Here is a 7,125-nt window from a genome sequence, read left to right as displayed (position 1 = left end):
CCGCCCCGGTTGACGCGGTGGAAGTCGGCGATGGTGGGACGGGGGTCAGCCAAGCTGGTCGCGGATTGCACCGGCGTAGTCTGCCAGCCGCTCCCATGCACTTTCGGTTGTCGGATCACGTGAAATGCCCTTTATGTCCCCACAGTAAGTGCAAGATCGCGGGGTCGGGGTCGGGCCGGGGCTGGGGTCGGGCCGGGGCCGGGTCGGGGCCGGGGCTGGGGCCGGGGTCGGGGGCTTGGCCTCGGGCGTGATCGACTCGGTTTCAGGGAAGCCGGGGTGTCTTGCCGTCGAGGACACGCCGAGTTCACCGAACCCGAGTGGATCAGCGCGTCAGGGCGCTCTTCTGAACTGGGGTGGATCACTTAGCGTCAGCAGGCGGAGCGGGGCGGAGCGGGGCGGGGTCAGGGTTGGTGGGGTGCGGCGAGGACGTCGGCCAGGACGCGGGTGTGGGTGGAGAACGCCAACTGGACCGGGTCGGTGAGGACCAGCCACTCGGTCGCCTCCTCGGTGGGCGCGGACGGGGGCAGGTCCTCGGCGGCACGCTCGGGCAGCACTCCGAAGATCATCATGGTGCCGCCCTGCGGCGCGCCCCGGACGGCGAGGAGCCGGGCGTCGGCGGCGTCCGCTACCAGCCCGGTCTCCTCCCACAGCTCACGCACGAGCGCGTCGGACCACTCCTCGCCGTACTCGATGAAACCGCCTGGCAGCGCGAGTAGCCCGCGGGCCGGTTCGATGGCCCGGCGGACCACCACCACCCCCAGGCCCTCGGCCGTGCGGACCGGTAGCACCGCCACCGCGACGGGCAGGGGGTTGCGCCAGACGGTCTCGCCGCAGACCGCGCAGACCCGCGGCCATCCGGCCGTGGCCGGATAGGCGGCGCCGCAGTAGGAGCAGTGCGAGTACGGCGTACCGGTCATGCCGCAGCACGTTACCCGTGCCCGGTCGGTCCGCCGCTTTCCGCTCAGGCTTCGGGCACGCCCGTGTAGAAGGCGGTGGTGCGCTCGGCGGCGGCCTTGGCCTCGTCGGGGTCGGTGCCGGCGGCGACGCTCGCCTCGCCCCAGAGTTGGCTGCTCAGCTCCATGGCCCGTCGTCCCTCGGTGGAGACGATCCACTCGGCGCTGTCTTCCGGTCGGACGCCGACGCCGTCGCTCGACAGGTGCGTGGCGAGGCCGAGCAGGCCCAGGTCCCAGCCGACGCCGACGGCGCCCGGCCCGAACTGTGCCCATCGGTCCTGGTCGACGTGTGCGATGTGGTCCAGGTCGAGGCGCGCCCGGTCGTCGCCGACCGGCGTGACCCGCACGTCGATCCAGCTCACCTCGCCGCCCATCTCCCAGGTGGCGGTGAAGCGGTGCGGGGGTTCGCAGGTCTCGATGGTGCCGCCGGCGTTGCCCTCGAGCTGGTACGTGCCGTGCAGCCGCAGGTCGCCGCTGATCGGCAGGAACCAGCGGGGGATGCGCTCGGCGTTGGTGCAGGCGTCCCACAGGTCCTCGGCGGTCGCCTGGTATGTCTGGCTGATCGTGGTCACCCGGGCCTCGCCGGCGGCCAGGGTGCGGCTGCCGACCTGCCGTTGGACGGCGTTGATCTGCTCGGTCGCGTCGAACATCAGGTGTTCCTCTCGTCGGGTGGGTCGGCGGGCCCGCGCAGGCGACGCTCACGTCGGCCCCGGGCCAGCTCGGTGGCGAGCGCGGCCAGGGGCGGCGCCCAGAAGCGGCGGAAGTGCTCCAACCAGCCGTCGACCTCGCGTAACGGGCGCGGGTCGACCGCGTACAGCCGCCGGGTGCCTTCCGGACGCACGGTGGCGAAGCCGTTGTCCCGCAACACCTTCAGGTGCTGGGACACGGCGGGCTGGGAGATGCCGAACTCGTCGCGGATGACCGTGCTGACCGCGCCGGCGGTCTGCTCACCGTCGGCGAGCAGCTCCAGGATGCGGCGCCGGACCGGATCGCCCAGCACGTCGAAGGCGTGCACGGCGACAGTTATATCAGCATGGCCTTATTTAAGCCAGGCCTGACACTCCGACCAGCTTGTCCAACCGGATCGGCAGCTCGCGAATGCGGACGCCGGTGGCGTGGTGGACCGCGTTGGCGACCGCCGCCGCGGTGCCGACGATGCCGATCTCACCGATGCCCTTCACGCCGGCCGGGTTGAGCTCGTCGTCCCGCTCGTCGAGCCAGTACGCCTCGATGGACTCGACGTCGGCGCAGCCGGTGATGTGGTACGTCGCCAGGTCGTGGTTGACCCAGTCGCCGTAGCGCTCGTCGAGCACACCCTCCTCGTGCAGCGCCATCGACAACCCCATCGTCATGCCGCCGATCAGCTGGCTGCGCGCCGTCGTCGGGTTCACCACCCGGCCGGCGGCGAACACGCCGAGCAGCCGGTTCAGGCGTACCTCGCCGGTGTCCGCGTCCACCCGCACCTCGACGAACTGCGCCCCGTACGCGTACCGGGGCCGCGCCGGCTGCCCGGCCACCTCCTCGGAGGTGTCCGCCCCGGCGGTGACCTCGGTGTCCGTCGGCGCGCCGTCGCGCAGCTTTCCGCGCAACGCCTCGCAGGCGCGGATCACGGCCCAGCTCCAGCTCGCCGTGCCCATCGACCCGCCGGCCACCGGCGCTTCCGGCAGGTCGCTGTCGCCGATGCGGATCTCCACCCGCTCCGGCGGTACGCCGAGCGCGTCGGCGGCCACCTGCCACATCGCCGTCCGACCGCCGTTGCCGATGTCGGTGGCGTTGATTCGGAGAAGGAAGGTGCCGTCCGGCCGGGCGGTGACCGTCGCCGAGGAGGGCCGGGCCCGGGCCGGGTAGGCCGACGCGGCCACGCCGGTGCCGATCAGCCACCGCCCGTCGCGTCGCGCCCGGGGCGTGGGATCGCGTCCGGTCCAGCCGAACCGCTGCGCCCCCTCGCGCAGGCAGGCCACCAGGTTGCGGCTGGTGAACGCCTCCCCCTGGTCGGGGTCGACCCGGGGGTCGTTGCGGATACGCAGCTCCACCGGGTCGATGCCGGCGGCGATGGCCAGCTCGTCCATCGCCGACTCCAGGCCGTACGCGCCGGGGCACTCGCCGGGGGCGCGCATCCAGAACGGTGTGGGCACGTCGAGGCGGGCCAGCCGGTGGGTGGTACGTCGGTGCGGCGCCGCGTACATGCTGCGGGTGTAGACGGCGGTCTGTTCGGCGAACTCCCGGATGGTCGAGGTCTGGCTGATCGCGTCGTGGCAGACGGCGGTGAGCCGCCCGTCGGCGTCGCACGCGAGACGGACCCGTTGGATGGTGGGGGTGCGGTAGCCGATCGGCCCGAACAGCTGCTGGCGGGTGAGGGCCAGCTTGACCGGACGGTCCACGTGCCGGGCCGCGAGCGCGGTGAGGACCACCGCAGCCTTGGTGAACCCCTTGCTGCCGAAGCCGCCGCCGACGTGTTCGGCGACGACCCGGACCGACTCCCGGGGCAGCTCGAACAGCTCGGCGAGGGTGGCCTGCACGGACGCGGTGCCCTGGTTGGAGTCGTGCACCAGCAGCCGTCCGTCGTCCCACCGTGCCGTCGTGGCGTGCGGCTCCATCGGACTGTTGTGGTAGGCCGGCGTCCGGTAGGTGGCGTCCACCCGCACCGGGGCGGCCGCGTACCCGGCGTCGAAGTCGCCCTCCGCGGTGTCCGTCGGGTAGTGGGGATTCACGTGGTCCGGCCGGTACAGGCCCGGGTGGTCGGCGGTGAGCACGGTCGTGTGCGGTCCGGCGTCGTATTCCATCCGCACCAGTTGGGCGCCCTCCCGGGCCGCCTCCAGGCTGGTGGCGACCACCACGGCGACGAACTGCCCCCGGTAGTGCACCATGGGATCCTGCAACAGCCGCAGCTCCGCCGCCGGGCCCGGCGCCATCCGGGGCGCGTTGCCGTGGTGCAACACGGCCAGTACGCCGGGCGACGCCAGCGCCTCGTCCGCGTCGACGCGCGTGATCCGGCCCCGGACGACGTCCGCCGGCACCACCCAGCCGTACGTGACGCCGTCGGTCGGGTACTCGACGGCGTACCGTGCCGTGCCGGTCACCTTCTCCCGGCCCTCCAGCCGGGGGTACGCCCGGCCGACCGCGCCGGCGCTCACGAGGATGCCAACTCGGTGAGCACCCGGACCGTGATCGCCCGGGTCAGGGGCAGCTTGAAGCCGTTGTGCCGCAGGGGCCGCGCCTCGGCCAGTTCGGCGTCGGCGGCCCGCGCCGCCAGCTCCGGACTGAACGGGCGACCGCGCAGCTCCTGCTCGGCCCGGTGCGCCCGCCACGGCCGGTGGGCCACCGCCCCGTACGCCAGGCGTACGTCGCGGACCACGTCGCCGTCGAGGTCGAGGACCGCGGCGACCGAGCCGGCGGCGAAGGCGAACGACGCCCGGTCACGCACCTTGAGGTACGCCGAGCGGCGCGCGGCCGGCAGCGCCGGCAGCCGTACGGCGGTGATCAGCGCGCCGCGCGGCAGGGTGGTCTCCCGTTCCGGCTGCGTGCCGGGGGAGCGGTAGAACGCGGCGAGGGGGATGTCCCGGGGGCCCTCGGTCTCGTGCACCTCCACCACGGCGTCCAGCGCGGCGAGGGCGACAGCCAGGTCCGACGGGTGGGTGGCGACGCACTGCTCGGACCAGTCCAGGACGGCCAGGTCGCGGTTCTGTCCGTGCAGGGCGGCGCAGCCGCTGCCCGGGTCGCGCTTGTTGCACGCCTTGCCGGTGTCCTGGAAGTACACGCAGCGGGTGCGCTGCAACAGGTTGCCGCCGGTGGTGGCCATGTTGCGTAGCTGGCCGGACGCGGCGGCGAGCAGGGCGCGGGCCAGCACGGGGTAGTCGCGGCGGACCGCCGGGTGGGCGGCGAGGTCGCTGTTTCGTACGGTCGCGCCGATCCGCAGCCCACCGTCGGGTAGCTCCTCGACGGCGTCCAGGGGTAGCCGGGTCACGTCCACCAGCAGGTCGGGTCGCTGCACCCCGAGCTTCATGAGGTCCACCAGGTTGGTGCCGCCGCCCAGGTATGCCGCGTGCGGCTCGCCGGTCAGCACGGCGACGGCGTCGGCCACGTCGGCCGGTCGGTGGTAGCGGAACGGCCTCACGACGTCGTCGCCGTCTCGCGGATCGCCGAGACGATGTGCGGGTACGCGGCGCAGCGGCAGAGGTTACCGGCCATCCGCTCCCGGATCTCGGCGTCGGTCAGCTCCGGCGGCGAGTCCAGGTCGTCGGTGACCGCGCTGGGCCAGCCTCTGGCGACCTCGTCGAGCATGCCCCGGGCGGAGCAGAGCTGCCCGGGGGTGCAGTAGCCGCACTGGAACGCGTCGTGCGCGACGAACGCGGCCTGCAACGGCGACAGGTCGTCCGCCTCGGCGAGCCCTTCGACGGTCCGGACGGACCGACCGTCCAGGGTGACCGTGAGGACCAGGCAACTCTTGGCGCGACGGTCGTCCAGCAGCACCGTGCAGGAGCCGCACTGGCCGTGGTCGCAGCCCTTCTTGGCGCCGATCAGGCCCAGCTGCTCGCGCAGCGCGTCGAGCAGGGTCGTGCGGTTGTCCAGCGTCAGTTCCCGCCGGTCGCCATTGACCTCGAACACCACCCGGGTCGAGTGACGCTCGTCGATCGTCGTCGCGTTCTCTGGTTCGCCCCGCACGGGCCCAGACTAGCGGCAGCCGTACATAAGCGGGCGAATTACGCAGACAGCCCACCTTGGTGCGGCCCCCGGGTGCCGCCGGTCGCGGCACCCGGGGTTCGTGCCTCAGGCCACCGGCGCGGCGGCGTCGGCGCTACGGGCGAGGTGCCGGTGGGTGCGGATCAGGTCCGCGTACCGCAGGCCACTCGCCTTCACCGTCCGCCGCTGGGTGGCGTAGTCGACGTGCACCAGGCCGAAGCGCTTGTCGTAGCCGTACGCCCACTCGAAGTTGTCCAGCAGCGACCACACGAAGTAGCCGTCCAGCGGCACACCCCGCGCCACCGCCGACGCGCACGCCGCCAGGTGCTGCTCCAGGTGGTCGGTGCGCTCCTTGTCCTGCACCGTGCCGTCGGCGGTGACCTCGTCGTGCCACGCCGAACCGCTCTCGGTGACGATGATCCGGGCCGGCCGGTACTCCTCGTGCACGTCGACGAGCAGCCGCTCCAGACCCGCCGGGTGCACCTCCCAGCCCATCGCCGTCTCCACCGAGCCGGGCACCGGCACCTGCTTCACGTACGGCGCCGGACCGGTCGGGTCGTCGACCACCAACTGCCGGAAGTAGTAGTTCACTCCGAGGAAGTCGGTGGGCGTGGCGATCACCGCCAGGTCGTCACCGCGTACCGGCGGCTCGACCTCGTACGTCTCGACCATGTCGGTGGGGTAACCGCGCCCGTGGATCGGGTCGAGCCACCACCGGTTGACGTGCCCGTCGGCCCGCCGTGCCGCAGCGACGTCCTCGGGCCGGTCGGTCGCCGGCTCGATCGGGCTGAGGTTCACGACGAGCCCAACCGAGGCGGGCCGGGCGGCGTTCGCCCGGATCGCCTGGGTGGCGAGGCCGTGCCCGAGCAGCACGTGGTGCGAGGCGTGCACCGCGCGGGTCAGGTCCCGCTCGCCGGGGGCCATGTTCCCGTCCAGGTGCCCGATCCAGCACACGCAGAGCGGCTCGTTGACCGTGCACCAGTCGGCCACCCGGTCACCGAGGCGACCGGCGACCACCGCCGCGTACTCGGCGAACGCCTCGGCCGTGGCACGCTCCGGCCAGCCACCGGCGTCCTGTAGGGCCTGCGGCAGATCCCAGTGGTAGAGCGTGACGAACGGCCGGATTCCGTCGGCGAGCAACGTGTCGACGAGCCGGTCGTAGAAGTCCAGCCCGGCGGGGTTGACCCGGCCGACGCCCGCGGGCATCACCCGGGGCCAGGCCACCGAGAACCGGTACGCGTCCACGCCGAGCTGCCGCAGCAGCCCCATGTCCTCCGGCCACCGGTGGTAGTGGTCGCAGGCCACCGCCCCGGTGTCGCCGTTGTCGACGTTGCCCGGGATCGCCGAGAAGGTGTCCCAGATGGACGGCTCCCGGCCGTCGACGTCGACGGCCCCCTCGATCTGGTACGCCGCCGTGGCGACGCCCCAGAGGAAGTCGGGTGGCAGCTTGGACAGGTCCGGCACGGGAAGGCTCTCCTCTGGGTTGGGGTGA

General features: G+C 73.0%; 7 protein-coding genes. All 7 read right to left on the bottom strand.

Annotation, left to right across the window (positions count from 1 at the left end):
- Positions 1 to 401: 401 nt before the first annotated feature.
- Positions 402 to 917: an NUDIX domain-containing protein gene (locus ABZU91_RS14605; protein WP_355239334.1), complete on the bottom strand. Its 516-nt coding sequence runs from the start codon at positions 915 to 917 to the stop codon at positions 402 to 404.
- Positions 918 to 961: 44 nt separating this feature from the next.
- Positions 962 to 1,603, bottom strand: coding sequence for an SRPBCC family protein (locus ABZU91_RS14600; RefSeq protein ID WP_355239332.1), 642 nt, complete (start codon positions 1,601 to 1,603; stop codon positions 962 to 964).
- Positions 1,603 to 1,968 (bottom strand): metalloregulator ArsR/SmtB family transcription factor, encoded by a 366-nt coding sequence (locus ABZU91_RS14595; protein ID WP_355239329.1) that lies wholly within the window; start codon positions 1,966 to 1,968, stop codon positions 1,603 to 1,605. The genes ABZU91_RS14600 and ABZU91_RS14595 overlap by 1 nt, the downstream gene beginning before the upstream one ends.
- 28 nt (positions 1,969 to 1,996) lie before the next feature.
- Positions 1,997 to 4,087 (bottom strand): xanthine dehydrogenase family protein molybdopterin-binding subunit, encoded by a 2,091-nt coding sequence (locus ABZU91_RS14590; protein ID WP_355239326.1) that lies wholly within the window; start codon positions 4,085 to 4,087, stop codon positions 1,997 to 1,999.
- Positions 4,084 to 5,067, bottom strand: coding sequence for a xanthine dehydrogenase family protein subunit M (locus ABZU91_RS14585; RefSeq protein ID WP_355239323.1), 984 nt, complete (start codon positions 5,065 to 5,067; stop codon positions 4,084 to 4,086). The genes ABZU91_RS14590 and ABZU91_RS14585 overlap by 4 nt, the downstream gene beginning before the upstream one ends.
- A complete protein-coding gene (locus ABZU91_RS14580; protein ID WP_355239353.1) occupies positions 5,064 to 5,561 on the bottom strand; it encodes a 2Fe-2S iron-sulfur cluster-binding protein in 498 nt (165 codons plus the stop codon). Before ABZU91_RS14580 ends, ABZU91_RS14585 begins: the two co-directional genes overlap by 4 nt.
- Before the next feature lie 159 nt (positions 5,562 to 5,720).
- Entirely contained in the window at positions 5,721 to 7,097 is a 1,377-nt protein-coding gene (locus ABZU91_RS14575; protein WP_355239320.1) for a GH1 family beta-glucosidase, read from the bottom strand.
- Between the last annotated feature and the right edge of the window lie 28 nt (positions 7,098 to 7,125).

This window comes from Micromonospora sp. NPDC005174, assembly GCF_040608495.1.
Taxonomy (GTDB): domain Bacteria; phylum Actinomycetota; class Actinomycetes; order Mycobacteriales; family Micromonosporaceae; genus Micromonospora.
Note: the sequence above shows the minus strand (reverse complement) of the source record. Positions and strands in the feature narration are given on the sequence as shown.

Coding starts and splice junctions, on each gene's coding strand:
- ABZU91_RS14605 (WP_355239334.1), bottom strand. CDS start 917: ATGACCGGTACGCCGTACTCGCACTGCTCCTACTGCGGCGCCGCCTAT.
- ABZU91_RS14600 (WP_355239332.1), bottom strand. CDS start 1,603: ATGTTCGACGCGACCGAGCAGATCAACGCCGTCCAACGGCAGGTCGGC.